The sequence below is a fragment of the Stenotrophomonas maltophilia group sp. Smal17 genome (assembly GCF_030237045.1).
GTDB classification, from domain to species: Bacteria; Pseudomonadota; Gammaproteobacteria; order Xanthomonadales; family Xanthomonadaceae; genus Stenotrophomonas; species Stenotrophomonas forensis.
Genome location: NZ_JASJSU010000182.1, coordinates 1 through 1,127 on the forward strand (window position 1 = coordinate 1; position 1,127 = coordinate 1,127).

Annotated in this window: 1 protein-coding gene; it reads left to right on the top strand. The window is 69.2% G+C overall.

The window, feature by feature from the left end; translation table 11 throughout:
* Positions 1-2: 2 nt before the first annotated feature.
* Entirely contained in the window at positions 3-971 is a 969-nt protein-coding gene (locus QRO93_RS21470; RefSeq protein WP_285304362.1) for a LysR family transcriptional regulator, read from the top strand.
* Positions 972-1,127 lie beyond the last annotated feature (156 nt).

Below are 1,127 nucleotides of genomic sequence, written 5' to 3' on the forward strand. Positions count from 1 at the left end.
AGCTGCGCTATCTGGTTGCCATCGCCGACGCCGAGCTGAACATCACGCTGGCCGCCTCGCGCGTGCACGCCACCCAGCCGGGCCTGTCCAAGCAGCTCAAGCAGCTGGAGGACGAGCTCGGCTTCCTGTTGTTCGTGCGCAAGGGGCGCAGCCTGGAATCGGTCACCCCGGCCGGGACCGAGGTCATCGCCCGCGCCCGCGCGGTGCTGGCCGAGGCCAACAACATCCGCACCTATGCCGCCAACCAGCGCCGCGAGAGCCAGGGCCAGCTGATCCTGACCACCACCCACACCCAGGCGCGCTTCGTGCTGCCGCCGGCGGTGGCGGCGATCAAGCAGGCGTATCCACAGGTCAGCGTGCACCTGCAGCAGGCCGGTGAAGCCGACGCGCTGGACCGCTTGAACCAGGGTGATGCCGATATCGCCATCATCAGCACGGCCGGTGGTGAGCCGACCGATGGCATCGCCGTGCCGTTGTTCCGCTGGCGGCGTCTGGTGGTGGTGCCCAAGGGCCACCCGCTGGATCGCGCCGGCCGCGCGCCGGACCTGGCGGCGCTGGCCCGGCAACCGCTGATCAGCTACGAATCCTCGACGCGGCCGAATTCCTCTCTGCAGCGAGCCTTTGCTGCCCACGGTCTGGTGCCGGACCTGGCGCTGACCGCGCTGGATGCCGATCTGATCAAGACCTACGTGCGTACCGGGCTGGGCGTGGGCCTGTTGGCCGAGATGGCGGTCAGTTCCAACGATGAGGACCTGCGCTCGTGGCCGGCCCCGGCGCCGATCACCGAGTGCATCGCGTGGGCGGTGCTGCCGCGCGACCGCGTGCTGCGCGATTACGCGCTGGAGCTGGTGCACGTATTGGCACCGCAGATTGATCCGCGCGACCTGCGGCGGGTGCTGGATGGCAACCAGGCTGCGGCGTGGCCGGTACCCCCGACCTGGGAGTCACTGACCCAGACCATCACGGTCTGAGGGTGGGTCGAGCAGGGCTGCGCCCTGCACCCGCAGAATCAACGGCAACGGCAACGGCAACGGCAACAGCTTGCATTCCGTGGGATGGCGGGGCGTTGTCGGAGTGCGGGGACGCCGTAAACCCATCCATGGGGGCTTGGCAGCCCCATCCATGCG